This is a genomic window from Streptomyces sp. Ac-502, from assembly GCF_045222935.1.
GTDB classification, from domain to species: Bacteria; Actinomycetota; Actinomycetes; order Streptomycetales; family Streptomycetaceae; genus Streptomyces; species Streptomyces monomycini.
The window spans coordinates 3,468,869-3,491,992 of record NZ_JBHFFO010000001.1 but is presented as its reverse complement, the minus strand read 5'-3'; the positions used below and the strand labels follow the sequence as shown (position 1 = coordinate 3,491,992).

Genomic DNA, 23,124 nt, shown 5'->3' with positions numbered 1-23,124 from the left:
TGGGCGGCCGCCGGGGTGGCGAGATTCGGCGCAACCCTACCGGGGAGGGGAGGCGGGCGGGCGCGGGGACCGGCAACAGCGCCCGCACCGTGACCTGGCGGACGGCCGGCCCCACCGGCCATTACGGGACGCAACGGCCGCGCCCGGACACGAACCGGTCAGGTTTCACGCAAAGGCATGACCAGGGGAACGCCGGTGCGCGGGTGCCCGATCACCTCGACCGGCTGCCGGTAGACCCGGCTCAGCAGTTCCGCGCCGAAGACCTCGCCGGGCGGGCCCTGCGCGGCGATCCGCCCGCCGTGCAGCAGGGCCGCCCGGTCCGCGTACGCGGCGGCCAGCCCCAGATCGTGCAGGACCACCGCCACCGCGGCCCCCGCCGCCGCCCGCTCCCGGCAGAGCCGCAGCACCAGTTCCTGGTGGCGCAGGTCCAGCGCGGCGGTCGGCTCGTCGAGCAGCAGCAGCGGGGCGCGCTGGGCCAGGACGCGGGCGAGCGCCACCCGGGCCCGTTCGCCGCCGGACAGCGCGGAGAACGGCCGGTCCGCGAAGCCGGTCACCTCGGTCGCCGCCATCGCCTCCGCGACGGCCGCCTCGTCCTCGTCCTCGCCCGGGGTGCCCGCCCAGGGCGCGCGGCCCATCCGTACGACGTCCGCCACCGTGAACGGGAAGGACAGCGCGGCGGACTGCGGCAGGACGGCCCGGCGCAGCGCGAGTTCGGGCGCGGTCCAGGCGGTGGCGGGGCGGCCGTCGACGCGTATGCCGCCGGTGGTGGCGGGCAGGTCGGCGGCGAGCGCGGCGAGCAGCGTGGACTTGCCCGCGCCGTTCGGCCCGACGAGCGCCAGCACCTGGCCCGCGGTCACCTCCAGATCGATGCCGTCCAGGACCGTACGGCCGCCCAGCCGTACGCCGAGACCGTGGGCTTGCGCGTACGCCGTGCCCGCGGCGACGGGCGCGGGCAGCGTACGGGCGCGCTTCGCGAACCACGTACCGAGCGCCGGAAACCGTCCCCGGCTCATGCCCAGCCCCCTTGCTTGCGGCGGGTCCTGCGCAGCAGCCAGAAGAAGAACGGGCTGCCGAACAGGGCGGTCAGGACACCCAGCGGCAGTTCCGCGGGCTGGGCGACGGTGCGGGCGGCGAGGTCGGCGACGACCAGCACCAGCGCGCCGCCCAGGGCGCTGCCCGGAATCAGGAAGCGGTGCCCGGGCCCGGCCGCCATCCGCAGCAGGTGCGGTACGAGCAGGCCGACGAAGGAGATGACACCGGCCACCGCCACGGCCGCCGCGGTGAGCAGCGCGACGACCAGGATGAGGACGACGCGCAGCCGCTCCACGTCGACGCCGAGGTGCCGGGCGGGGCGTTCGCCGAGGGCCAGGAGGTCCAGTTTGCGGGCGTAGCAGGGGGCGACGGCCAGCCCGGCGACGGCACACGGCAGGACCGCCAGCACCTTGGGCCAGACGGCCCCGGACAGCGAGCCGAGCTGCCAGAAGGTGATCTGCGAGACCTGCGCGTTGTCCGCGAAGAAGAGGAACAGGCCGATCAGCGCGCCGGCGAAGGCGTTCACCGCGATGCCGGTGAGGATCAGCGTGACGACCTCGGTACGGCCGCCCGAGCGGGACAGCGCGTAGACGACCAGGACGGTCAGCAGGCCGGTGGCGAACGCGCAGGCCGGGACCGTCCACATGCCCAGGAAGCCGAGGCCCAGCGCGATCGCGCCGACGGCGCCGACCGCGGCGCCCGACGAGATGCCGATGACGCCCGGCTCGGCGAGCGGATTGCCGAACACGCCCTGCATCAGCGCGCCCGCGCAGCCGAGCGACGAGCCGACGAGCAGGGCCAGCACGACGCGCGGCAGCCGCACGTTCCACAGCACGCTCTCGCCCACCCGGTCCAGCTCGGCGCCGCCGAGGTGCAGATGGTGCAGGAGCGAGCCGAGGACGTCGCCGAGCGGGATGCGGTACGCGCCGAGCCCGGCGGAGAGCAGACAGCCGGCCAGCAGGGCGAGGGCGAGGCCGGTGGTCAGGAGGGTGGTGCGGGGGACGCGGTGCGGGGGTGGCGGGGGGCTCGCGGCAGCGGCCGAGTCCGTGGCGGAGTGCCCGCCCGTGCCGGAGTGCGTACCCGCGCTGGGGCGCGAGTCCGTGCCGGAGTGCGAGCCCGCTTCCGTGCCGGAGCGCGCGCCCGCGCCCGTACCGGTGCCCGCGCCCGTACCTGTACCCGTGTCCGTCCGGGGAGTGCCGTCATCTCACTTCCCCTTGGCGTGGATCTGCTGGACCAGGGAGCGCAGTACGGCGTCCGTGCGGGGCCCGTAGTTGAGCAGCACGCCGTCGTCGACGGCGGCCACCCGCCGGTCCATCCCGGCCGGGGTCTGCGCCACGCCGGGGATCTTCACCAGTCCGTCGATGCCGCCGACGGACTCCAGACCCTTGGTCATCACGAGGATGACGTCCGGCGCGGCCTTGGCGAGCGCCTCGCTCGTGATCGGGGCGAAGTCCTTCTCCAGGCCCGACTCCTTGCCCGCGTCGATGCCGCCGGCCGCTTCGATCAGCGAACCGGCACCGGAGCGGGCGCCCCCGATGAGGTAGACGGAGGCGGAGCCGCGCAGGTAGAGGAAGGCCACCCGGGGGCGGTCGGCGGCTTCCGTGCCGCCGTGCGGGGCGCTCTTGCGGACGGCCTCGATCCGCTGGTCGGTCCGGGTCTTGAGGGCTTCGCCCGCCGTACGGACACCGAGGGCCGCCGCGACCGCGTCGATCCGGGTGTCCACGTCGGCGAGCCGCGTCGCGGGCTTGAACGTGACGACCGGGACACCGGCGTCGCGTATCTGGCCGACGGCCTCCGCCGGTCCGGTGGTGGTGTCGGCGAGGACCACGTCGGGCTTGAGCGAGAGCACGCCTTCCGCCGACACGTCGTGCGCGCGGGTCACCACGGGCAGCTTCGCCGCCTGCTCGAAGGTGGCGGTGATGTCGCGCGCGACGACCCGGTCGCCGAGCCCGAGGGAGAAGACGATCTCCGAGAGGGAGCCGGTGAGCGGCACGATCCGGTCGGCCTTGCGCACCGTCACGTCGTGGCCGTCCGCCGACCGTACGGTCGCGGGCAGTTCGGGCCGGGGCGCCGGGCCGGTCAGCGGCTCGACGCGGTCGGCGGAGGGCCGGTCGGCGGACTGCGCCGGGGGAGCGGCGGCGTCCGTACCGCCGCCGCAGCCGACGAGCGCGAGGGCCAGCGCCAGGGTGGTGGCGAGTGCCGCCGCGGGGCGTGACAGGCGCCGGCTGCCCGGCTCCCGGAAGGTTGCTGTCACTGTCCCGCCTTTCTGTGTACGCCAGTTGACCGGTACCGGTGGTGCGGGCGGGGGCCCGGCCGACTCCCGGGGTTCCGCTGCGGTCGCGGTTAGCTTAGGTTAGCCTTCCCTTATTCGCTAGCCCTCGGAGGGGTCCTCCATGCTGCCGTTCAGACCGGCCGGCGGCCGTGCACACGGCCGCGCCCGCGTGCTCGCCGCCGCCTTCCTGGTGGCACTGCTGGGCACGCTGCTCCCCGCGCTGCCCGCGGCTCCCGCCCAGGCGGTGGCCCGCACGGTCGCGGGAGGCCGGCTGGACTGGGGTATCAAGTCCTCCTTCCAGTCGTACGTCACCGGGCCCATCGCGCAGGGCAGTTGGACCGTGAACGGCGGCGCCGCCACGGTCGGCGACAGCCGGTTCCGCTTCCACTCCGCCACCGGCGGCTACGACCCGGACAGCGGCGCCCTGACGGCCGGCTTCTCCGGCGGCGTCCACTTCACCGGCCACCGCAAGCCGGACGGCTCGTACGAGATGGACCTGACCATCAGCCGTCCCCAGGTCGCCGTCGCCGACGGCCGCGGCACCCTCTTCGCCGACATGACCAGCAAGGAGAAGGGCACCGGCCGCGTCACCACGGCCGCCCGGGTGCCGCTCGCCACCCTGGAACTCGGCGGCGTCGACACCCGGGGCGGCGGCACGCCCGTCGCGCTGACGAACGTCCCGGCGAAGCTGACCGCGCAGGGCGCGCGCGCCTTCGCCGGGTACTACACGGCAGGGACGCGGCTCGACCCGGTGAGCCTGTCCGCCGATGTACGCGCGGACGGCGGGCAGAGCCCGGAGCCCAGCCCGGAAGCCACTCCCTCCGGTGGCGGTGACGGTGCCGGCGACGGCGCCGAGGGCGGCGACGCCCGGCGTGGCGCCTTCACCGAGGCCGCCGTCGACTGGGGCGTCCGCCGTACCTTCCGCGAGTACGTCACCGGCGCCATCGCCCATGGCAGGTGGCAGCTGTCCGACGGCGCCCAGGACGGCGGCGCACTCTTCCGCTTCCCGCGCGGCAAGGGCACGTACGACGTCGAAAAGGGCACCCTCGACGCCGACTTCACGGGAAAGCTGCACTTCACCGGCGAGAACCTGGACCTGACCCTCACCGCCGTCTCGGTCACGGTGCGGGACGGCCGCGGCACCTTCGCCGCCGACGTCACCCACGACGGCACGACCACCGAGGGCACCCCGCTGGCCACCTTCGAGGCGAAGCGGCTCACGCCCGAGAAGGGCCTGATCAAGCTCACCGAAGTGCCGACGCGGCTCACCGCCGACGGCGCGAAGGCGTTCGGAGGCCTGTACCGGGAGGGCACGGACATGGACCCCGTGTCCCTCGCGGTCGCCGTCGACAAGAAGGCCACGCTGCCCGCCCTCCCCGACCTCGGCACCGATCCCAAGGCCGCCGCCGCGGACGGGAAGACGGACGGGAAGGCGGACGGGAAGCAGGCGGAGAAGGCCGCCCCCGAGCAGACCGCGCCCGCCTCGTCCGGCTCCACCCGCACCGTCGTCCTCCTCGTCGCGGCCGGCGTGCTGCTCGTCGCCGTCGCCGCCTTCCCCGTCCTGCGCGCCCGCCGCCGTACGGCCCCCTCGGCGCCCCCGAAGGACTGACCCACCGCACCCCCCACCGCACCCCCCACCGCACCCCCACCCAAGGAGAGCCACCGACCATGGCCGCCATCCGCCGCCCGCTCGCCCTCGCGGCAGCCATCGCCACCGCCGCCACCACCGCGGCCCTCTGCCTGCCGTCCGTCGCCACGGCCGCCCCCGCGACCGGCACGGCAGCGCCGAAGATCCAGCTGACGAACGGCACGCTCGACTGGGGCGTCAAGGAATCCTTCCGCAAGTACGTCAAGGGCATGGCGCACGGCGAGATCACCACCGCCGACGGCGCGCGGCAGGCCCCGGACAACGGCCCGTTCACCTTCACCAACGGCACCGGCACGTACGACATGAGCACCCACGCCGTCGCCACCACCTTCCAGGGCAGCGTCCGCTTCACCTCGAAGATGCACGGCTTCGACATCCAGCTGGCGGACCTGAAGGTCGCCACGAAGGGCACGTCGGGTGCCATCACCGCGGACGTCACGGCGGCGGGCACGACGCAGGACGACGTGGCCCTGGCCTCGCTCGACCTGTCGGCGGTACGGCCGGGCAGCGGTACGGGCGGCGCGATGACGTTCGCGAGGATCCCGGTGAAACTGACCGCCAAGGGCGCCGAGGCGTTCAACGGCATGTACAAGGAGGGCCAGGAACTCGACCCGGCCACGCTGACGGTGACCCCGGAGGGCACGCCAGGGAAGCCTGCGCGGCCCGCACCGGGCGGGAAGGACCAGAGCGGCCACAGCGGTCAGGACGGCAAGGACGGCAAGAAGGGGGAGCAGACCGGCGGCGAATCCGGCGAAAAGCAGGGCCTCCACGCGCACTCGGGTGCGGACTCCGGTTCGGGCTCGGGCAGCGGTTCCGGTACCGGCTCCTCGGACCGGAAGCCGGGTTCCGCCGGCGCCCCGCCTCCGGCGCCGCCGCGTCCGCCGCCGCCTCCGGCAAGGTGCTCGACGGCGCCCTCGACTGGGGTGTCAAGCAGTCCTTCCGCGAGTACATCACCGGCCCCATCGCGCACGGCAAGGCCGAACTCGCGGGCGGCGCCGTCACGTCCGCGGCCGGTTACCGCTTTCCCAAGGGCCACGGCACGTACGACGCCGCCAAGGCCTCCCTCGCCGCGCAGTTCAACGGCTCGGTCCGCTTCACCGGCCACGACGGTGTCCTGGACCTGAAGTTCAGCAACCTCAAGGTCACGGCGAGCGGCACCAAGGGCACACTGGTCGCGGACGTCTCGGCCAAAGCGCGCGCCACCGGCAAGGTCACCGACACGCCGGGCATGGCGGTGGCCGACCTCAAGATTCCCGCCGGGGCCCTCGCCGCCAAGAACGGTGTCGTCACCCTCAAGAACGTGCCCGCGACGCTGACCGCCGCAGGCTCCAAGGCGTTCGACTCCATGTACAAGCCCGGCCGGGCGCTCGACCCGGTGACGGCCGTAGTCGCAGTCGACCCCAAGGCACAACTGCCCGCGAGCAGCGGCGACGCGTCCGGCTCCTCGGCCGTCACCGGCGGCACCGCGAGCTTCAGCAGCGGCAGCGGCGCCTCCGGCAGCGGCTCGCTCGCGGCCACCGGCGCCACCGTGCCCAGCGGCGCGCTGGCGGGCGTGGCCGGTGCGCTGATCGTCGCGGGCGGCGCGGCCACCTATGCCGTACGCCGCCGCACCGCTCTGTAACCCGCCCTCCGGACCCCCCCCACACCCCCGGGGCTCCGCACCCCAGGGGCCGCCTCCCCACACCCCACACAGGCGAGCCCCGGGCCCAGGGGCCGGCCGTACCCGCCGCGCACGCCTCCGCGCGGCGGGTACTTCGGCGTTGTGGCGTGCCCCCGGTGATCCGCTGCCGCCGCACGCGCGATGGAATACGGTCATGACAGCGCCAGAGGCCCCCGAACTGCATGTCGTACGCGTCTTCTGCGGCCCGGACGGCCGGGGCGGCAACCCCTGGGCGTCGTACGGAACGGAGCGGCCGTACCGGACAGTGCCGCGCGCCAGGCGCTCGCCGCCGAACTCGGCTTCAGTGAGACCGTCTTCCTCGACGGTGCGGGCGGTGGCCGGCCCGGCACGCTCGACATCCGCACCCCCAGCGTGCGACTGCCCTTCGCCGGACACCCCTTGGTCGGTACGGCGTGGCTGGTCCGGCACCTCGGGCAGCCGGTGGCCGCGCTGCACCCGCCAGCCGGCGAGGTGCCGGTCACGTACGAGGGGAGACCGTCTGGGTGCGCGGGCGCCCGGAGTGGTCCACGGGGCGCCGTACGCAGGAGTACGCGACGGTGGCGGAGGTGGCGGCGCTGCCCGGACCGCCGCCCGGGGAGGGCCCGCTCTACGTCTGGGCGTGGCGGGACCGCGGCGCGGGGACGGTACGCGCCCGCTACTTCCCCCGCCGCGGTGACGGCATCGTGGAGGACGAGGCCACGGGGGCCGCGGCGCTCACCCTCACCCACGAACTCGGCCGTGCCCTGGACGTCCGCCAGGGCACCGGCTCCCGCATCCTGACGCGCCCGCACGCGGACGGCACGATCGCGCTGGGCGGCCGGGTGCTGCCCGTACGGACGGCGCCCTGACGGGAGCCCGGAGCGGGGAAGCCGGTCACTCCCGTCCGCTCACTCCCGTCCGTTCACGCGTTCACGCGCTCAGCGGGAACTCTGCCCCCAGCTCACGGAAGACCGCCGTGTTCAGCGCGAAGGCGCGCTTGCACTCGTCGACCACCCGCTGCTTCTCCAGGTCGTCCACCGGCAGCGCGTCCAGCAGCTCGCGGTACTCCCGTTTGAAGGCGGCGGGGTTGCCTATCCCTTCGAAGACGTAGAAGCGCACGCCGTCGCCCTTGCGGGCGAAGCCCCAGGTCTTCTCGGCCGTACCGCGGATGATCTGGCCGCCGGAGAGGTCGCCCAGGTAGCGGGTGTAGTGGTGCGCGACATAGCCGGCGGGCCAGCGGGCGGCGCACTCGGTGACGCGGTCGGCGTACGCGGCGGTGGCCGGCAGCGGCTCCAGGCCCGTACGCCAGGACGGGCCGCCGAGGTGGGCGAGGTCCCGCTCCAGCTCTGCCGTACGGGCCAGCTCAGGCCGGAGGAACGGTCCGGCGACCGGGTCCCCGGCGAGCGCCTCGGCGGCGCCTTCCAGCGCGCGGTAGACGAACCACAGCTGCTCGGTGTAGCGCCGGTAGGCCGTGACGCCGAGTTTGCCGCCGAGCAGGTCGCCCATGAAGGACGAGTTCTCGGCCTCCGTGTGCTGCTCGTGCGACGCGGTGCGGATCAGGGTGGAGAACGGCACCGATGCGGCGGCGTGCGCGGACGGGGTCGAGCTGGGCGCGGCCAAGGCGGACCTCCGGGGACCGATGGGGTGCGTACGGGAACAGATTGTGGTTGGTTAGGCTTACCTAAGTCAACCTGTTCCCGACGGGGCGTCGGCAACCGTGCCGACGACATGTCGGCAACGTTCCCGACATCATGTCGGTAAAAACCCCGCGACGAAAGCCCCCGTGGCACGGAAGGCGGAAGCCGCGGGGGCCGGAACGTCGGGCGTTACGGGAAGGTATGCCTACGGCAGGGTGAGGATCTCCGCGCCCGTCTCCGTGACGACGAGGGTGTGCTCGAACTGCGCGGTGCGCCTGCGGTCCTTCGTCACCACCGTCCAGCCGTCCTCCCACATGTCGTACTCGTGGGTGCCCAGCGTCAGCATCGGCTCGATGGTGAAGGTCATGCCGGGCTTGATGTCGGTGGTGTGGTGCGGGCTGTCGTAGTGCGGGACGATCAGTCCGGAGTGGAAGGACGAGTTGATCCCGTGGCCGGTGAAGTCGCGGACGACCCCGTAGCCGAAGCGCTTGGCGTACGACTCGATGACCCGGCCGATGATGTTGATCTGGCGGCCCGGCCTGACCGCCTTGATCGCGCGGTTCAGGGACTCGCGGGTCCGCTCCACCAGGAGCTTGGACTCCTCGTCCACGTCGCCGCACAGGTACGTGGCGTTGTTGTCGCCGTGCACGCCGTTGATGTACGCGGTCACGTCCAGGTTCACGATGTCGCCGTCCTTCAGGACGGTCGAGTCCGGGATGCCGTGGCAGATGACCTCGTTGACCGAGGAGCACAGGGACTTCGGGAAGCCGCGGTAGCCGAGGGTGGAGGGGTAGGCGCCGTGGTCGCACATGAACTCGTGGGCGACCCGGTCCAGTTCGTCGGTGGTCACGCCCGGAGCGATCAGCTTGGCGGCCTCCTCCATCGCCTGGGCGGCGATCCGCCCCGCGATGCGCATCCGCTCGATCGTTTCCGCGTCCTGCACCTCGGGGCCCGTATAGGGGGTGGGCGCGGACTTGCCCACGTACTCGGGGCGCGGGATGGAGGCGGGGACGGGGCGAGTGGGGGAGATCGTCCCCGGGACAAGAAGCGACTGGCCAGACATGCCAGCGAGTGTATCCGTGGCCCATCGGGCAGGATGGCGGCACAGGTGTCGCAGACAGGAGGCCGTGATGGCGCTGTTCAAGAGGCGGACGGCCGGCAAGGCCGGCGAGTGGTACTACTGCCTCAAGCACGGAACGGTCGAAGAGGGCCCCGAGTGCCGCGCCGCCGACCGCTTCGGTCCGTACGCGACGCGCGAGGAGGCGGCCCACGCGATGCAGACCGCTGACGAACGCAATCGGGAGTGGGAGACGGACCCCCGCTGGCACGAGAAGGGACAGGGCCCGGGGAGGAGAAGAGCCAGGAGTAGGGGCGGGGCCCCGGCCCCGGTCACACCGCCGCGTACAGCACTGCCCGCCCGTGCCGGTGCACCCGTGAGGTTCAGCCGCTGGTCAGGCTGACCAGGCAGGACCCGGCGGGCAGTGCCGCGTACTACCCCACGCCTCATGGGCGCGGGAGGGGCCCCCATGCCCGAGCGCCCGTGGCGCGCCCAGGTCGTCCGCCAGGAACGGGAAGATCGCCATCGGGAAGGCGAAGAGCATGGCGGTCAGGTCGACGGCGTACGTACCGAAGAAGTCGGCGGAGGAGCGCCACGACGCCAGGTCGGGGAGCAGGGCGGCGGACCGGCGGGAACGTTGCGGAGGGGAGGGGTTTCTTCGGTCGCAACGCACCATCGTGCGGCGGCGCCGGGGCGGCGGGCGACGGAATTCCGGGCGGGCGGGCAGCGGCCGGACGGGGTGGACGCCAGGTGTCCGGAAGGCGGCTTTCCGGTGCCGTGCGTGCCGTGGCGACGCAGTCGGGTGGCGGCCCGCGTCATCCGTGTGCCGTGCCTTGACGGCCAGTTGGGGGCTCCCTATGGTCACGCTGACAGAGGACGTCCTACGTCCGGTCTGCCGGGGAGGACCCATGGCTCACCAGACTTCCGTTCCGTTCCGTGCCGGGTCCGAGGGTTACGCGAGCTTCCGCATCCCGGCCGTGGTCAGCACCGGCCCCGCGGCTTCCGACGGCACCGCCACCGACCCCGGCACCCTGCTCGCCTTCGCCGAGGGCCGGGTGCACAGCGCCGCCGACCACGGTGACATCGACATCGTGCAGAAACGCTCCGCCGACGGCGGCCGCACCTGGGGCCCGCTCCAGACCGTCGCCCGCAACGGCACGGGCACCGCGGGCAACCCGGCACCGGTGGTGCTGGACGGCGGCCGGGTCCTGCTGGTGCACGTACGCAGCGCCGCCACGGCCACCGAGGACCGCATCCGCCGCGGTCTGGTGTCCGCCGCCGACGGACGGCGCGTCTGGGTGCAGCACAGTGACGACGAAGGCGCCGCCTGGAGCCCGCCGCGCGAGATCACCGCGCAGGTCAAGCGCGCCAACTGGCGCTGGTACGCCACCACCCCCGGCCATGCCCTCCAGCTCCGGCGCGGCCCGCGCGCCGGCCGCCTGGTCGTCCCGGCCAACCACTCCGTCGCCCCCACCGTCTCCGGCGACAACGGCACCGAGGGCCGCTACAACGGCGGCCATGTCCTGCTCAGCGACGACGGCGGCGCGAACTGGCGCATCGGCTACACGGACAGCAACCCCAACGGCTACATCAACGCCAACGAGACGACCGCCGCCGAACTCCCCGACGGCACGCTCTACTTCACCACCCGCAACGACTCCCCGGCCCCCGGCAACCGCGCCGACGCCCACTCCGCCCCCGCGGACGCCGGCGAGCGCCTGATCAGGCCGTTCCGTCCGCAGGCAGGCCTCGTCGGGCCCGTCGTCGAAGGCAGCGCGCTGCACCTGGGGGAGCCCGACGTACTGCTCTTCTCCGGCCCCGCCGACCCGGACGCCCGCGCCCTGATGACCGTACGGGCCAGCCGCGACCGCGGCCTGACCTGGCACCCCGCGCACACCGTCGACGGGCTCCCGGCCGCCTACTCCGACCTCGTACGGATCGACGCGGCGACCGTCGGGCTGCTCTACGAGACGGGCGACTTCAGCGCCTATTCGACGATCACCTTCCGCCGCATCCCCGTGGAGGAGCTGGTATGAGCACCGGGACGTACGACAGCGGCCGGGAGCAGGGCCGGGAGCAGGGCCGGGAGCACGGCCGGGGGCAGGGCCGCCTTCGTCGCCGGGCCCTGCTCGGCGGGGCCGCCGCGGCCGCCGCCGGGTTCGCGCCGGCCGGCTGCGGCGACGGCGCTGACGGCGACGCGGCCCCGCAGGAGCGCAAGAAGGGCCAGAAGATCACGCTGTCGTTCTGGTCCTGGGTGCCGGGCATCGACAAGCCGGTGGACCTGTGGAACAGCGGGCACCCCGAGGTGCAGGTCGAGGTGGAGACGGTGTCCGCCGTGGACGGCCGTCAGTACGCCAAGATGCACGCCGCCGTCAAAGCCGGGAACCCGCCGGACCTGGCCCAGATCGAGTTCCCCGTCGTACCCGGCTTTCTGCTCGACAACGCCCTGATGGACCTGTCCGCGCTCGGCGTCGCCCGCTACAAGGACCGGTTCGTGGGCTGGCAGTGGCAGCAGTCGGTGTTCGGCAAGGGCGTCTACGCCGTCCCGCAGGCGTCCGGCCCGATGGGGCTCTTCCTGCGCCAGGACCTCTTCGACCGGTGGAGCATCCAGTTCCCGCAGACCTGGGACGAGTACGAGGAGGCGGCGAAGGCGGTCCGCCGGCAGGGCGCCTGGATCGAGACGTTCGCTCCCGCCAACGGCAACCGTTTCGCCGGGCTGGCCTGGCAGGCGGGCGCCAAGTGGTACGCCGCCCAGGGCGACACCTGGACCGTGCACATCGACGACGAACCCACCCGCAAGGTCGCCGACTACTGGGAGTCGCTGGTCCGGCGCAAGCTCGTCAAGACGATCCCGGACCGGCAGAACGCCTGGTACAAGGACATCCAGACCGGCGCCATCCCGGCCTGGATCGGCGCCAGCTGGGGCGACGCCCTGCTGGCGGGCAACGCGCCCGGCACCAGGGGGCATGGCGGGCCGCGCCCCTCCCGCAGTGGCGGAAGGGCGCCGACGCGCACGCCAACTGGGGCGGTTCGACCACCGCGATCTTCGCGAAAGCCTCCTACCCCAAGGACGCGCTGGACTTCGCCCTGTGGCTCAACAGCGACCCGAAGTCCATCGCGCTGCTGATCGACGGCGGCTACGGCTTCCCGAGTGCGAAGAAGGGCTACGCCACCGCCGACCTCGACGTGTACCAGGACTTCTTCGGCGGGCAGGCGTACAGCAGGGTCTTCGCGGACGCGGGCGCGCACGTCGACACCAGCTGGCAGTGGGGGCCGGGCGTGGACACCCTCTATCAGCGGCTCGGCGACGCGTTCACCGAGGCGCTCGGCAGCGGCGGATCGTTCCGCTCCGTGCTCCGCGCCGTACAGGCGCAGACCGTCTCCGACCTGCGGGGCAAGGGCCTGAAGGTGGAGAGCGGCGGGTGAGCGGAACGGACCGGGGCCGGGCCGCCACCGGGTGCGTACAGCGCACGCGTCACCCCCGTAACTCCCGTAATCTCCGGCTCACCCGTACCGAAGCCCGCAACGCCCGCGCCGCGGCCGCCTTCGTCCTGCCCTTCCTCGCCCTCTTCCTCCTCTGCTTCGTCGCCCCGATCGTCTACGCCGTCCACCAGAGCCTGCACCGCACCGAGCGCACCGGCCCGCTCGGCCTCGGCGGCCAGGAGCGCGAGGTCTTCGCGGGCCTCGCCAACTATGCGCACGCGCTCACCGACGACCGTTTCCTGACCGGCTTCGGCCGGGTCCTGCTCTTCGGTGTCGTACAGATACCACTGATGATCGCCCTGGCGACCGTCCTCGCCCTCCTCCTGGAGAGCGCGAGCGCGCGCGGCATCCCGTTCTTCCGCAGCGCGTTCTTCCTGCCGTACGGCGTCCCCGGCGTCATCGCCTCCATCCTGTGGGGCTTCCTGTACGTACCGGGCATCAGCCCGCTCGTGGAGATCGCCGGATCGCTCGGCCTGCACGTGGACTTCCTGGCCCGCGACACCGTCCTGTGGTCCATCGCCAACATCGTCACCTGGCAGTTCACCGGCTACAACATGCTCGTACTGATCTCCCAGCTCAAAGCCGTACCGGACGAGCTGTACGAGGCGGCGCGCATCGACGGCGCGAACGCCTGGCACCTCGCCCGGCACATCAAGATCCCGCTGATCCGGCCCGCGCTCGTGCTGACCACCGTCTTCAGCATCATCGGCACGCTCCAGTTGTTCGCCGAACCGATGGTGCTACGGCCCCTCGCCGCCACCATCGACTCCGGCTTCACCCCCAACCTGCACGCCTACAGCGAGGCGTTCGTCAGCAACAACCAGCACATCGCGGCGGCCGAGGCGGTGCTGCTGGCGCTGGTCGCCTGCGTGCTGTCGTTCGGCTTCCTGCGGCTGGTCGGGCAGCGCGGCGACGGGAGCGACCGATGAGCCGGGCCGCCGGGCGCGACGCCTCCGGCCACGACGGCCCCGGCCACGACGCCTCCGTACGGCCGTCCGGAAGCCCTGCCCGCCCCGCACGCCGCTCCACCCGGGCCGCCGCCACCCGCCCACCCCTCCGCTACCGCGTCATCACCGCCTCACTCCTCACCGTCGCCGCGCTCTACTTCCTCACCCCTGTCTACTGGCTCGTCGTCTCCGCCACCAAGAACAGCGCCGACCTCTTCGGCACCTTCGGCTTCTGGTTCGCCCACCCGCGCCCCCTGGAACACCTGCGGGACGTCCTCACCTACGACCACGGCATCTACGTACGCTGGTTCACCAACTCGCTCCTGTACGCGGGCGTCGGCGCCCTCGCCGCCACCCTGCTCTCCGCGGCGGCCGGCTACGCGCTCGCCAAGTTCCCGTTCCCGGGCCGCGAGGCCGTCTTCAACCTCGTCCTCGCAGGCGTCCTGATCCCCGGTACGGCCCTCGCCCTCCCCCTCTACTTCCTCTTCAGCACCATGGGCCTCGCCAACACCTACTGGGCCGTGCTCCTCCCCAGTGTCGTGAGCCCCTTCGGCGTCTACCTCTGCCGGATCTACGCGGCGGCCGCCGTACCCGACGCACTCCTGGAAGCGGCCCGCATCGACGGCGCGGGCGAGGCCCGTATCTTCGCCGGCCTGGGCCTGCGCCTGATGACCCCGGCCCTGGTCACCGTCTTCCTCTTCCAGTTCGTCCACATCTGGAACAACTACTTCCTGCCGCTGGTCATGCTCGCCGACTCCGACCTGTATCCGATCCAGCTCGGCCTGACCTCCTGGACCGGGTACGCGGACCGCCGGCCGGAGCTGTACCAGTACACGGTGGGCGGCGCGTTCCTGTCCGTACTGCCGCTGATGGTGCTGATGACCGTCCTGCAGCGGTACTGGCGTACGGGGCTCACCGAGGGCAGCGTGAAGGCGTGACAGTATCGCTGTCATGACTACTCCTGACGACGCGACGACCGGCAACGGCGCGCAGCCCGTGAATGTCGCCACCGAAGCCAAGAAGGCGCTCAAGAGGGACCCCTGGGACCTCCCCGACGTGTCCGGCCTCGTCGTCGGCGTCCTCGGCGGCACCGGCGACCAGGGGCGCGGCCTGGCCTACCGGCTCGCCCGGGCCGGCCAGAAGGTGATCATCGGCTCGCGCGCCGCGGAGCGGGCCCAGACCGCCGCCGGCGAACTGGGCCACGGCGTCGAGGGCGCGGACAACGCCGAGTGCGCGCGGCGCAGCGACATCGTCATCGTCGCGGTCCCGTGGGAAGGCCACGCCAAGACCCTCCAGTCCCTCCGCGAAGAGCTGACCGGAAAACTCGTCATCGACTGCGTCAACCCGCTCGGCTTCGACAAGAAGGGCGCCTACGCGCTCAAGCCGGAGGAGGGCAGCGCCGCCGAACAGGCCGCGGCCCTGCTCCCCGACTCCCGGGTCACCGCCGCCTTCCACCACCTCTCCGCCGTCCTCCTCCAGGACCCGGAGATCGAGGAGATCGACACCGACGTGATGGTGCTGGGCGAGTCCCGCGCCGACACCGACCGGGTCCAGGCCCTGGCCGCCCGCATCCCCGGCATGCGCGGCGTCTTCGCCGGCCGCCTGCGCAACGCGCACCAGGTGGAGTCCCTGGTCGCCAACCTGATCTCCACCAACCGGCGCTACAAGGCGCACGCGGGACTGCGGCTCACGGACGTGTAGCCACCGGGCAGGCCGGTCGCTGTCCTGCAAGGCTGTCCACTTCCGTGGAGGGCTGTGCGTCCGGTACGGCGGGCGAGGGAAGGAGTGTGCCCCATGCGGTGGTTGCCCCGGCCGCCCGCCCGGACAGACCGGGAGCACGGGCGGCGGGTTCCGGAAGGAACGCGATGTCCCGTACGGACAAGACGAAACCCCTGTGGATACGCCACGCGGAACACGACCCCCGCCCGGCCCATGATCACCGCTACGGCCCCTGCGACCTGCCCCCGCACCCGACGCGGAAGCCCGCGGACACCCGCTGCCGGTGGGAACACCCCAGCGTGATCCTGTTCGGCTCCACCTGCTGCGCGGGCTGCCACAAGCGCGGCTGCGTCAAGGAGTGGCAGGGCTACGTCAAGACCGGCAACCGCCAGCAGCGCTACGCCGGCCGACGCGAGGCCCGCCGCTGCACGGCAGCGGACGACGACTGACCCGCCGACGGGGGCGGCCCCACGGGCCCGCCCCCGTCCCCCTGCGCACCGTCTCCCGAACCCTCGGCATCCGCCCCCGGCCCCATGGTGGACACTGGAGGTAAACCCCATACCCCCTCGCACAGGAGCCGACCCCATGCCCCGCCTCGCCGTCTTCGCCCTCGTCGTCTGCGCCCTCGCCGTCGCCGCGGCCGTCGTCTCCTTCACCCAGGGCAGCTGGCTCGGCATCGTGTGGATCCTGATGGCGGGCATCTCCAGCAACATGGCGTGGTTCTACGTACGCAAGTCGAAGATGGATCGCGAGCGGCGTGCAGGGACGCCCGTAGCGAGCTGAGATCCGACCGGGGCCCGGCCCCGGCGCCCTGGGCCCTGGCACGTGCAAGAGCCCCTACCTTGGTGTCAGAGGTAGGTGATGCCATGTCTCCGGAGATCTTGTCCGACCTCCGCCGCCACCTGATGCCGCCCCTCGGGCTCGTCGACGCGCTCGGGCCGCCCGAGGGAGGCGTACCCCGCAGCACGCTCCTCCAGGACATCGACGAAGCACACGCCCTCTACCATGCCGACCGCTACGACTCGGTCGCGCGGCGGCTGCCCGGCATCCTCTCCGCCGCCGGAGGAAGCGTGCGCACGGCCGACGGAGATGATCAGCAGCGCCAGGCCCTGGTGACCCGCGCCCGCGCCCTGTTCCTGGCGGGCAAGTTCTTGACCCAGGTCCGGCAGTACGTCCTGGCCTACCAAGCGCTGGCCTCAGGCATCCGGGACGCCCGGGAGGCCGAAGCGACGCCCACCGCCGCCGTCGGGGTCATCGGCATGTGCTGGCTCCTGCTGCGACAGGACCGCTTCGCCGAATGCGCGGACCTGGCGTCGGACACCGCCGACGCGATGGAGCCCAAGATTTCGAAGGCGACGCCGGAGGAACTGGCCGTCTGGGGCGAACTGCTGCTCCGCGTCGCAGCCGCTGCCGTACGCAACAACTGGAAAGCGGAGGCGGAGGATGCCCGCAGAATGGCCGCCACCGCCGCACAGGCCATCGGCCGCGAACACACCGACTTCCGGACCCACTGGGGACCGTTCGGACCGGCCACGGCCGAGATCAAGGTCATCGAAGACCTGTCACTGAAAGGGGACGCGCGGGGCGTCCTGCGGCGAGTGGACACCGGACCACTCCACCCGGACAGCCTCAAGGCGTACGGCACCCCCACCAGCAATGTGTGGGGCCGCTACCGGCTGGACGTCGCACAGGCCCACAGCCGGACCGGCGCCCACCATGACACCATCGGCGAACTCATGGGCATCTACCGCTCCCACCCGGAGTGGATGCGGCATCAGCCGATGGCGCGCCGCGTGCTGGAGAAGGTGCTCAAGACCCGGACACGCACCTCGACCAAGGGCATGCGAACCCTGGCCGCTCACCTGGGCCTCGACGGCTGACCATGCTCAGAGTGCGTACGGATCCGCGTGCATGGCGTCGATCAGATGCTTGAGGGTGTCGCGGAGCCGGGCCGGCGCTTTTGCTGAGCCGAGTCCGTTCTGTGCGGCTTCGTCCAGCAGCCGCAGGGTCCGTGCGGACGCAGTCTCGCCGACGGTGGGCACTATTCCGACGGCCAGCTCTTCCGCGTCCCGCCACGCGTGCAGATGCAGCAGGCAGTCCAGCAGCCGGGCAGGGGCCATGCCCCGGTGGCCGACCACGGGCCCGCCTCGCCGCTCCGCTGAGCGCTGGAGGAAGTGCACGGCGCCCGCGTGGTCGCCCGCGGTCTGGAGTGCGTGCCCGTGATGCCCGTCGATCTCGTTGGGCATGATCCACCATGACCAGGCGGGATCGTCCGACTTGCCGTCGCACTCCAGCAGGGAGTGCGCCTTCTCGAACATCCGGCCCGCCCCGGCCAGGTCGCCGCAGCCCGCAAGCCCTCTGGCCTCACGCATACGAAAGATCGCCTCGACACGTGGTGACAGGCGCCCCTGCTCGATGACCGCGCGCGCCACGGCCAGCTCCTCGCGGTACCGTCCGAGCCAGCCGGCGTGCATCGCCATGTTCTGCAGGATGAGCAACTCGATCGACCGGTCACCCGACAGCCTCGCCAGGAACAGCGCCTCCCGGTTGAAGCGGCGAGCGGCTTCGTGCTGCTCGGCGTCGAAGAGGACCCAGCCGGCGATTTCGGCCAGCTCACTCGCCGCCGCTCTGATGTCGCGCTCGTACGTACTGTCGTAGTCGCCGTCCCCCAGCCGCCTGTGCACGCTCTTGAAGGTGCGTGCCGCCACCTCGGCGACGGGCATCCCCGTCAACTCGTTGTCCAGAAAGACCAGCCGCTGTGACGCCTCCCGGATGGCCTGGACGTACTCGGATCCGCGCGTCTCGTTCAGGCGGAGCAGCGGTACGCGGTCGTGACCGTCCTCGCGCAACTGCCTCGCCGGGACGTCCAAGGCGGCAGCGATGAAGGAAAGCCATTCCCGGGGAACCCGTTTCCCCAGCTCCCACCTGCTGACTTCCTTGCGCGTCACGGGATCGCCGCAGACGCCGGCGGCCTTGCAGACCTCGCGCGCCAGCCACGCTTGCGAGCGCTCGCCCCGAAGGTGGCGGATGCGAGCCCCGATATTTTCCGGCATGACTCCATAGTGGCCGACACGCGGCCGGCAAGAGGCCGACATGGGGCGGCTGTTGCATGTGGCGCGGTGGCGACATGGTGCTCTCGTGAACGAACCCCGCCGCACCCTGGACCCCCCGGTGTACCTGCCGGACCCGTACGGGGATGACATCGACCCCGTCCCGAAGCCCGGTTGTGCACGCTGCGCTGAAGAACACCGCCGCCGCGCCGATGCTCGCGCAGCCGGTTTTACGGCCACGGCCGTAGTCGCCAGCATCGAAATCCGGCGCCACCCACACCTGGACAGCAAGACGAACGGCCAATGGTGACGATGAGCCCGTTCCGATCACAGAAGGAGCCGCACGTGAAGAACGCACGGGAACTGATCAGCGCTGCCGCGCACGTCAGCATCGTGAGTACCGTCCAGGACAACAATCCGGGCATGGACGTCGCCACTGCCGTCCGCATCACCGACGAAGGCCTGAAGTTCGTCTCCGCCAGCGCTGCCACCCCCGGCGCACCGCTCGCGCCGTCCCGCGTCGTGGACGAGGGCTGGCACGCGCTCATCCTTCACACGGCCGTGTACGAGGAGCTGTGCGCAGCGCTGGGGCACCGCGTGCACCACTACCCGGGGTACGCACCGGAGAACTACGACCCGGCGATCCTGGAACGTACCCAGGACGCCATCAGGGCGGCAGGCTACGACGTCGACAGTGACCTTTGGGGGCCTCCGGCAGGAACGGAGCTGGTGACGGTCGCCGCCCGGTGCCAGCACTCCCCACCGGACGGCGGGCCGATCAAGCCCATGCCCGCGCCACGGCCTCCATGCCGCGACAAGCCGTAGTGGACTTCTGCCACACTCGGCACATCGACAGGAGGCCTCATGGCTGAGTGGACAAACTCCCGATACGCCGAACTGGTGCGGTCCTACCGGGCAGCCGAGGAGGAGGGGCACGCCGACGTCCCGCTCCGCGGCTTCGTCATTCCGGACACCGCCTCAGGACAGCCGGAATAACGCCGGGACTCTGAACCCTGCTCGCGAGCGCACGTGCTCGTGGGCAGGGCTGGTGGAGAGCTGTTACGCCAGGCCCGCCCCACTACGGCACCTGCGGCTCTCCCTGCCAGAAGCGGAACAGCTGCTGGCCGAAGTACGTGTCCCAGTTGGTGATGCCCAGGGCGCGCAGGATGGCGTCGACCGCGTCGAAGAAGACGGCGTTGACGCCGGGGATCCACAGGAGGCCGAAGACGGCGAGCAGGCCGAACGGGGCGATGGGCTCGACCTGGCGGCGGATCTTGTACGAGAGCCAGGGTTCGATGACGCCGTAGCCGTCCAGGCCGGGGACCGGGACGAAGTTGAGGATGGCGGCGGTGACCTGGAGGAGGGCAAGGAAGGCGAGGGCGAAGCGGAACTGCTGGGGGACGCCGTCCATGGCGCCGAGCCAGAAGGGGGCCGAGACGACGGCCGCGAAGAGGATGTTCGTGAGGGGCCGGCCGCCGAGATCAGGCTGTGCCGCCAGCGGCCCTGGATACGGCCGCGTTCGATGAAGACCGCCCCGCCCGGCAGGCCGATGCCGCCCATGATCACGAAGATCACCGGCAGCACGATGCTGAGCAGCGCGTGGGTGTACTTGAGGGGGTTGAGGGTGAGGTACCCCTTGGCGCCGATGGAGATGTCGCCGCTGTGCAGCGCCGTGCGGGCGTGCGCGTACTCGTGCAGGCAGAGCGAGACGATCCAGCCGGAGACCACGAAGAGGAAGACGGCGAAGCCGGGGCTCGCCGCGAGGCGTCCCGTCCAGACGGCCCATCCCGACACCGCCATGACGGCGACGAGCGCGAGGAAGACCGGGCTGACGCGGCGGTCGGTGCGCTGGGCTGATGTGGTCATGGTGTGGGGCTCCTGGGTGTTGCCGTGGGACTCGGTGTGGGTGGCGGTGTCGGCGTGCGGTGCCGTTACGGGCAGCCATGACCGTATCCGCGGACGGGGCGGCCGTGCACGGAAAACGACAGGCGGCGGGCGGGAGGTTCCAGGCAGTCTGGGCCCATGACGGAATCGGGCGCGGTACGGACGGTACGGGTGTTCCACCGCGACTGGGAGATGGAGTGCTGCGGCACGCCGTTCTCGGTGGGGGACGAGGTCGCGTGGCCGCTGGTCTTCGAGAGCGTTCCGGAGGCGGACACGGCGGTCTGGGCGGACTGCCTGGACGAGCGGGGACTGCTGCGGGTGGCCACGCTGCACGGTGACGCGGCGGACAAGAGGTACGGCGCGTCGCGGATCGCGGGGCGTGTCCGGTCGATCCACGTGGTGATCGTGGGGTACCGGGGGCTGAGCCGGTGCCCGGTGAACGATGGTCGCGTCCGGTCGAGCGTTGCCCGAAGCGGTTCTCCGACCGTGTCCCGGAGGGTGTGGGCCGTCGGGACGGGAAGGGTGGCACGGGGCCGGGCGGCGGGAGGGCGTGTACGGGGCCGGGTGGCGGGCGGCGCGGGCCGGGCGGCGGTGGCTGGGCAGGTCAGGGCGAGGGGATTGCCTCCGGGGCGAGGGGGCTTATCGGCGGGTCGAACGCGGCGTCGTCGTCGAGGTCGATGTGGCGTGCGCGGAGCGCGGCGCGTGAAGCGGCCGCCCGTACAGGACAATGGGCCGGTGCGCTACGGAATCCTCGGCACCGCCCAGGCCCACCGGAGCGACGGTACGCCCGTCGCCCTCGGTGGCTCGCGGCTGCGCGCACTGCTCACGGCGCTCGCGCTGCGGCCCGGGCGTGCGCTCACCGTCGACCTGCTGATCGCGGACGTCTGGGGCCCGGAGCCGCCCGCCGACGCGAACGGCGCGTTGCAGGCCCTGATCGCGCGGCTGCGCCGGTCCGTGGGCCGGGACGCGATCGCCTCCGTACACGGCGGGTACCGGCTGTGCGCCGACCCGTCCGACGTGGACCTGAACCGTTTCGAGGAACTGGCCGCCGAAGGGGCGCAGGCCCTGGAGGGCGCCGATCCGGTCAAGGCCGCCGTGCTGCTCGACGACGCCCTCGCGCTCTGGCGCGGCCCGGCGCTGGCCGACCTCCCGGAGGCGGCGGGCGAGGCGGCGCGCGCCGAGCGCGGCCACCTGGACGCCCGCCGCAACCGGCTCGCCGCGGAGGTCGCCCTCGGGCGCCCCGGCCAGGCGCTGCCCGCGCTGGCGTCCCTGTGCGCGGACCATCCGCTGGACGAGCCGCTCCAGGCCCTGCGCCTGCGCGCCCTGCGGACCGCGGGCCGCACGGCCGAGGCGCTCGACGCGTACGCCTCGGTGCGGGCTGCCATCGTCGATCGGCTGGGCGTCGAGCCCGGTCTCGAACTGCGAGGACTGCATGGGGAGTTGCTGCGGGGGAAGATGGTCCCGCGGGGCGGGCGGAGGCGGCGGAAGCGGGGGTGGCGGTTTCGGGCGTGTCGGCTCCGGACGTGCCGGCTTCAGGCATGACGGCTTCTGGCATGACGGCTTCGGGCATGACGGCTTCGGGCATGACGGCTTCGGGTGTGTGGGCTTCGGGTTCCGGTGGTGGACGGGCCGGCCGGCGGGGTGCGGGGACGGCTGTGAGCCCGTCGGCGGGGAGCGGTGCCCGTAACGGGTCCGGCGCCCGGCCTGGGAACCTGCGGTCGCGGCCGACCTCCTTCGTGGGCCGGGAGGACGACCTGGCCGCGATCCGCGCCGACCTGGCCGCCCACCGCCTGGTGACCCTGCTGGGTCCGGGCGGCGCGGGCAAGACGCGGCTCTCGCAGGAGAGCGCCGAGGCGGCGGCCGCCGCCGCGCCGGACGTCTGGACGGACGGGGTGTGGTTCGCGGAGCTGGCGCCCGTGGACGACCCGCAGACCGTCCCGGAGGCGGTGCTCACCGCTCTCGGGGCGCGCGAGACCGTGCTGCGCGGCACCACCACCGAGGAACTGCGCGCCGCCTCCGACCGGTCCGCGTACGACCCGATGACCCAGCTCGCCGAGTTCTGCGAGCACCGGCGGATGCTCCTGGTCCTCGACAACTGCGAGCATGTGATCGGCGCCGCCGCCGACCTGGCCGACCGGCTGCTGGCCGAATGCCCCGGCGTGACGGTGCTGGCCACCAGCCGGGAGCCGCTGGCCGTGCCGGGGGAGGCGGTGCGGCCGGTGGAACCGCTGCCCGACCCGGTCGCGCTGCGGCTGCTGGCCGACCGGGGGCCGCCGCGCGGCCCGGGTTCCGTATCGAGGACGACCCGGTCGCCTGCGCCGAGATCTGCCGGCGGCTCGACGGGCTGCCGCTCGCCATCGAACTGGCCGCCGCCCGGCTGCGGTTGCTCGGCCCGCGCCAGCTGGCCGACCGGCTGGACGACCGGTTCCGGCTGCTGACCAGCGGGAGCCGCACCGTACTGCCCAGGCAGCAGACGCTGCGCGCGGTGGTGGACTGGTCCTGGGACCTGCTCGACGACGCCGAACGGGCCGTGCTGCGCCGACTGTCGGTCTTCTCCGGCGGCTGTGATCTGGTCATCGCGGAGGAGGTCTGCGGGGACGGGCCGGAGGGGTTGGAAGGGGCAGGCGGTGCGGAGGGGCCTGAAGGGCCGGACGGGCTGGAAGGGCCGGACGGGCGGGGTGGCGTGGCGGGCTCCCGGACGCGGGTGGCGCCCCGCGACGTGGCCGTCCTGCTCGGTTCGCTGATCGACAAGTCGC

General features: G+C 72.7%; 17 protein-coding genes and 8 pseudogenes. 17 read left to right on the top strand and 8 right to left on the bottom strand.

The window, feature by feature from the left end; translation table 11 throughout:
- Positions 1 to 158 precede the first annotated feature (158 nt).
- From ACEXOX_RS15700 to ACEXOX_RS15690, 3 genes and pseudogenes are all read right to left on the bottom strand, one after another.
- The gene (locus tag ACEXOX_RS15700; RefSeq protein WP_406521285.1) at positions 159 to 1,013 is read right to left on the bottom strand and encodes a heme ABC transporter ATP-binding protein; all 855 of its coding nucleotides are present in this window, start codon (positions 1,011 to 1,013) and stop codon (positions 159 to 161) included.
- Positions 1,010 to 2,026, bottom strand: a pseudogene (locus ACEXOX_RS15695) (FecCD family ABC transporter permease); the annotation flags it as partial. The gene ACEXOX_RS15700 and the pseudogene ACEXOX_RS15695, both read right to left, overlap by 4 nt.
- Before the next feature lie 210 nt (positions 2,027 to 2,236).
- Positions 2,237 to 3,286, bottom strand: coding sequence for a hemin ABC transporter substrate-binding protein (locus ACEXOX_RS15690; protein ID WP_406521284.1), 1,050 nt, complete (start codon positions 3,284 to 3,286; stop codon positions 2,237 to 2,239).
- Between the two features lie 139 nt (positions 3,287 to 3,425).
- Between ACEXOX_RS15690 and ACEXOX_RS15685 the strand changes: the two genes are divergently transcribed.
- The 4 genes and pseudogenes from ACEXOX_RS15685 to ACEXOX_RS15670 all read left to right on the top strand — a co-directional run bounded on the left by ACEXOX_RS15685 (position 3,426) and on the right by ACEXOX_RS15670 (position 7,460).
- Positions 3,426 to 4,913 carry an HtaA domain-containing protein gene (locus ACEXOX_RS15685; protein ID WP_406521282.1) on the top strand — a complete coding sequence of 496 codons (1,488 nt, stop codon included), beginning with the start codon at positions 3,426 to 3,428 and terminating at the stop codon, positions 4,911 to 4,913.
- A 59-nt stretch (positions 4,914 to 4,972) separates the two neighbouring features.
- Positions 4,973 to 5,518, top strand: a pseudogene (locus ACEXOX_RS15680) (HtaA domain-containing protein); the annotation flags it as partial.
- A 332-nt stretch (positions 5,519 to 5,850) separates the two neighbouring features.
- Positions 5,851 to 6,573 carry an HtaA domain-containing protein gene (locus ACEXOX_RS15675; protein WP_406521281.1) on the top strand — a complete coding sequence of 241 codons (723 nt, stop codon included), beginning with the start codon at positions 5,851 to 5,853 and terminating at the stop codon, positions 6,571 to 6,573.
- Positions 6,574 to 6,766: 193 nt separating this feature from the next.
- Positions 6,767 to 7,460, top strand: a pseudogene (locus tag ACEXOX_RS15670) (PhzF family phenazine biosynthesis protein).
- A gap of 61 nt (positions 7,461 to 7,521) precedes the next feature.
- Here the strand turns inward: ACEXOX_RS15670 and ACEXOX_RS15665 are convergent.
- Positions 7,522 to 8,211 (bottom strand): heme oxygenase (biliverdin-producing), encoded by a 690-nt coding sequence (locus ACEXOX_RS15665; protein ID WP_406521280.1) that lies wholly within the window; start codon positions 8,209 to 8,211, stop codon positions 7,522 to 7,524.
- A 222-nt stretch (positions 8,212 to 8,433) separates the two neighbouring features.
- Positions 8,434 to 9,291, bottom strand: coding sequence for a type I methionyl aminopeptidase (gene map / locus ACEXOX_RS15660; RefSeq protein WP_406521279.1), 858 nt, complete (start codon positions 9,289 to 9,291; stop codon positions 8,434 to 8,436).
- Between the two features lie 67 nt (positions 9,292 to 9,358).
- Between map and ACEXOX_RS15655 the strand changes: the two are divergent.
- Positions 9,359 to 9,574: pseudogene (locus ACEXOX_RS15655) on the top strand (hypothetical protein); the annotation flags it as partial.
- Between the two features lie 105 nt (positions 9,575 to 9,679).
- Here ACEXOX_RS15655 and ACEXOX_RS15650 read toward each other — a convergent pair.
- Positions 9,680 to 9,961, bottom strand: coding sequence for a hypothetical protein (locus ACEXOX_RS15650; protein WP_406521278.1), 282 nt, complete (start codon positions 9,959 to 9,961; stop codon positions 9,680 to 9,682).
- 232 nt (positions 9,962 to 10,193) lie between these two features.
- Here ACEXOX_RS15650 and ACEXOX_RS15645 point away from each other — a divergent pair, with 232 nt between their 5' ends.
- The 8 genes and pseudogenes from ACEXOX_RS15645 (at position 10,194) to ACEXOX_RS15610 (ending at position 17,314) form a co-directional block, all read left to right on the top strand.
- A complete protein-coding gene (locus tag ACEXOX_RS15645) occupies positions 10,194 to 11,321 on the top strand; it encodes an exo-alpha-sialidase (protein WP_406521276.1) in 1,128 nt (375 codons plus the stop codon).
- Positions 11,322 to 11,410: 89 nt separating this feature from the next.
- Positions 11,411 to 12,711, top strand: a pseudogene (locus ACEXOX_RS15640) (ABC transporter substrate-binding protein).
- A gap of 125 nt (positions 12,712 to 12,836) precedes the next feature.
- Entirely contained in the window at positions 12,837 to 13,697 is an 861-nt protein-coding gene (locus ACEXOX_RS15635; RefSeq protein ID WP_406526359.1) for a carbohydrate ABC transporter permease, read from the top strand.
- Entirely contained in the window at positions 13,694 to 14,653 is a 960-nt protein-coding gene (locus ACEXOX_RS15630) for a carbohydrate ABC transporter permease (protein ID WP_406521274.1), read from the top strand. Before ACEXOX_RS15635 ends, ACEXOX_RS15630 begins: the two co-directional genes overlap by 4 nt.
- A 13-nt stretch (positions 14,654 to 14,666) precedes the next feature.
- A complete protein-coding gene (npdG, locus tag ACEXOX_RS15625) occupies positions 14,667 to 15,416 on the top strand; it encodes an NADPH-dependent F420 reductase (RefSeq protein ID WP_406521272.1) in 750 nt (249 codons plus the stop codon).
- A gap of 164 nt (positions 15,417 to 15,580) precedes the next feature.
- A complete protein-coding gene (locus tag ACEXOX_RS15620; protein WP_406521271.1) occupies positions 15,581 to 15,883 on the top strand; it encodes a hypothetical protein in 303 nt (100 codons plus the stop codon).
- Between the two features lie 136 nt (positions 15,884 to 16,019).
- Positions 16,020 to 16,217, top strand: a complete 198-nt coding sequence (locus ACEXOX_RS15615; RefSeq protein ID WP_406521269.1) for a hypothetical protein — start codon at positions 16,020 to 16,022, stop codon at positions 16,215 to 16,217.
- A gap of 83 nt (positions 16,218 to 16,300) precedes the next feature.
- Positions 16,301 to 17,314, top strand: a complete 1,014-nt coding sequence (locus ACEXOX_RS15610; RefSeq protein WP_406521267.1) for a transcriptional regulator — start codon at positions 16,301 to 16,303, stop codon at positions 17,312 to 17,314.
- A gap of 6 nt (positions 17,315 to 17,320) precedes the next feature.
- Here the strand turns inward: ACEXOX_RS15610 and ACEXOX_RS15605 are convergent, their stop codons facing one another.
- Positions 17,321 to 18,487 carry a helix-turn-helix transcriptional regulator gene (locus tag ACEXOX_RS15605; RefSeq protein ID WP_406521266.1) on the bottom strand — a complete coding sequence of 389 codons (1,167 nt, stop codon included), beginning with the start codon at positions 18,485 to 18,487 and terminating at the stop codon, positions 17,321 to 17,323.
- A gap of 342 nt (positions 18,488 to 18,829) precedes the next feature.
- On the opposite strand from ACEXOX_RS15605, the gene ACEXOX_RS15600 reads away from it, so the two are divergent.
- Both ACEXOX_RS15600 and ACEXOX_RS15595 read left to right on the top strand, forming a co-directional pair.
- Positions 18,830 to 19,309 (top strand): glycine-rich domain-containing protein, encoded by a 480-nt coding sequence (locus tag ACEXOX_RS15600; protein ID WP_406521264.1) that lies wholly within the window; start codon positions 18,830 to 18,832, stop codon positions 19,307 to 19,309.
- 39 nt (positions 19,310 to 19,348) lie between these two features.
- A complete protein-coding gene (locus tag ACEXOX_RS15595) occupies positions 19,349 to 19,480 on the top strand; it encodes a hypothetical protein (RefSeq protein ID WP_406521262.1) in 132 nt (43 codons plus the stop codon).
- Positions 19,481 to 19,562: 82 nt separating this feature from the next.
- Here the strand turns inward: ACEXOX_RS15595 and ACEXOX_RS15590 are convergent.
- Positions 19,563 to 20,350: pseudogene (locus tag ACEXOX_RS15590) on the bottom strand (site-2 protease family protein).
- Between the two features lie 156 nt (positions 20,351 to 20,506).
- Here ACEXOX_RS15590 and ACEXOX_RS15585 point away from each other — a divergent pair.
- Positions 20,507 to 21,304 (top strand): annotated as a pseudogene (locus ACEXOX_RS15585) (DUF6578 domain-containing protein); the annotation flags it as partial.
- A pseudogene (locus tag ACEXOX_RS15580) lies at positions 21,233 to 22,988 on the top strand (ATP-binding protein); the annotation flags it as partial. The pseudogenes ACEXOX_RS15585 and ACEXOX_RS15580, both read left to right, overlap by 72 nt.
- Positions 22,989 to 23,124: the final 136 nt, after the last annotated feature.

Coding starts and splice junctions, on each gene's coding strand:
- ACEXOX_RS15700 (WP_406521285.1), bottom strand. CDS start 1,013: ATGAGCCGGGGACGGTTTCCGGCGCTCGGTACGTGGTTCGCGAAGCGC.
- ACEXOX_RS15685 (WP_406521282.1), top strand. CDS start 3,426: ATGCTGCCGTTCAGACCGGCCGGCGGCCGTGCACACGGCCGCGCCCGC.
- map (WP_406521279.1), bottom strand. CDS start 9,291: ATGTCTGGCCAGTCGCTTCTTGTCCCGGGGACGATCTCCCCCACTCGC.
- ACEXOX_RS15650 (WP_406521278.1), bottom strand. CDS start 9,961: ATGGTGCGTTGCGACCGAAGAAACCCCTCCCCTCCGCAACGTTCCCGC.
- ACEXOX_RS15645 (WP_406521276.1), top strand. CDS start 10,194: ATGGCTCACCAGACTTCCGTTCCGTTCCGTGCCGGGTCCGAGGGTTAC.
- ACEXOX_RS15630 (WP_406521274.1), top strand. CDS start 13,694: ATGAGCCGGGCCGCCGGGCGCGACGCCTCCGGCCACGACGGCCCCGGC.
- npdG (WP_406521272.1), top strand. CDS start 14,667: ATGACTACTCCTGACGACGCGACGACCGGCAACGGCGCGCAGCCCGTG.
- ACEXOX_RS15620 (WP_406521271.1), top strand. CDS start 15,581: ATGTCCCGTACGGACAAGACGAAACCCCTGTGGATACGCCACGCGGAA.
- ACEXOX_RS15615 (WP_406521269.1), top strand. CDS start 16,020: ATGCCCCGCCTCGCCGTCTTCGCCCTCGTCGTCTGCGCCCTCGCCGTC.
- ACEXOX_RS15610 (WP_406521267.1), top strand. CDS start 16,301: ATGTCTCCGGAGATCTTGTCCGACCTCCGCCGCCACCTGATGCCGCCC.
- ACEXOX_RS15605 (WP_406521266.1), bottom strand. CDS start 18,487: ATGCCGGAAAATATCGGGGCTCGCATCCGCCACCTTCGGGGCGAGCGC.
- ACEXOX_RS15595 (WP_406521262.1), top strand. CDS start 19,349: ATGGCTGAGTGGACAAACTCCCGATACGCCGAACTGGTGCGGTCCTAC.